The sequence below is a fragment of the Streptomyces sp. UH6 genome, from assembly GCF_013421635.1.
Lineage (GTDB): Bacteria > Actinomycetota > Actinomycetes > Streptomycetales > Streptomycetaceae > Streptomyces > Streptomyces abyssomicinicus.
Window position 1 is genome coordinate 1 of record NZ_JACADT010001369.1, and the last position, 1145, is coordinate 1145.

The 1145-nt window shown below is 73.8% G+C and carries 1 protein-coding gene; it reads right to left on the reverse strand.

The genetic code is table 11. From position 1 onward, the window contains the following. Positions 1–145: 145 nt before the first annotated feature. Positions 146–1145, reverse strand: a 1000-nt coding sequence (locus tag HW445_RS31945; RefSeq protein WP_180224251.1) for a glycerophosphodiester phosphodiesterase, incomplete at its 5' end; no start/stop codon positions are given.

The following is a 1145-nucleotide window of genomic DNA, read 5'->3' on the forward strand; positions in this document are numbered from 1 at the left end:
CCGGCTTCACATGGGCACAGGACGGCGGGCCGGCGACGGCGGTTGCCGCCACCGGCCCGATTCACCCGGCGGGAGGGCGTACGGGGCGTGAGATTGACGCCCTGTCTCCCTGCGGGCCCGCCCGCGGGCCTTCCTGCGGGGCGGGTCAGCGGGCGGCGCGCCAGAGCTCGCGGGCCAGCAGGCCGGTGTCCGGCTGGTCGGTGAAGACGCCGTCGATGCCGGTGTCGAAGTAGGCGGCGAAGGCGCCGAACGCGTCGCCGTAGGCGTCGGGGTCGGTGCCGCGGCGGAAGTCGGCGGGCAGGAACGGGTTCTCGTTGCGCATCGTGTACGGGTGGAGGACCAGACCCGCCCCGTGCGCGTCGGCGACCAGGGTGGTCGGCGAGGTCAGGTTGCCCGCGGCGTCGCGCGGGACGACCAGGTCGAGGGTGGGGCCGATGCCGTCGGCGAAGGAGGCGATCCAGGCGAGGCCCTGCGGGGTGATCAGGTCGGAGACCTTGCGGGGGTCGCCCTGCCGCTGGAAGTCCCAGGGGCGGCTGCCGGCCGAGGAGAGCAGGACGGCGAGCGGGTTGTCGACCAGTTCCCGCATCCGCTGCACGCTCGTCGGCTCGAAGGACTGGAGGAGCACCGGCGAGGTGCGGCGGTCCTTGCCGTGCCGCCGGAGCAGCTTGGCGAGGCGCTCCTCCAGGGGCAGGCCCTGCTCGCGGAAGTAGGTGGGGTGCTTGAGCTCCGGGTAGACGAAGACCTGCTTGCCGCGCCTGCGGGTCTGCTCGTCCTGCCAGCGGAGCACCTCCTCGAAGGTGGGGATCCGCCAGACGCCGTCGTAGAGCGTGTTGTGCGGGCGGTTGGCCGGGATCCGCTCCGTGGCGCGCAGGGTCTTCAGCTCGGCCAGCGTGAAGTCCTCGGCGAACCAGCCGGTGGTGGGGACGCCGTCGAGCGTCTTGGTGGTGCGGCGGGAGGCGAACTCGGGGCGGTCGGCGACGTCGGTCGTGCCGCCGATCTCGGGCTCGTGGCGGCAGACCAGGTGGCCGTCCCCGGTGATCACCAGGTCGCCTGCCTCGACGACGTCCGCGCCGAGGTCCAGGGCGAGGTCGTACGCGCCGAAGGTGTGCTCCGGGCGGTGGCCGCTGGCGCCGCGGTGGGCGATC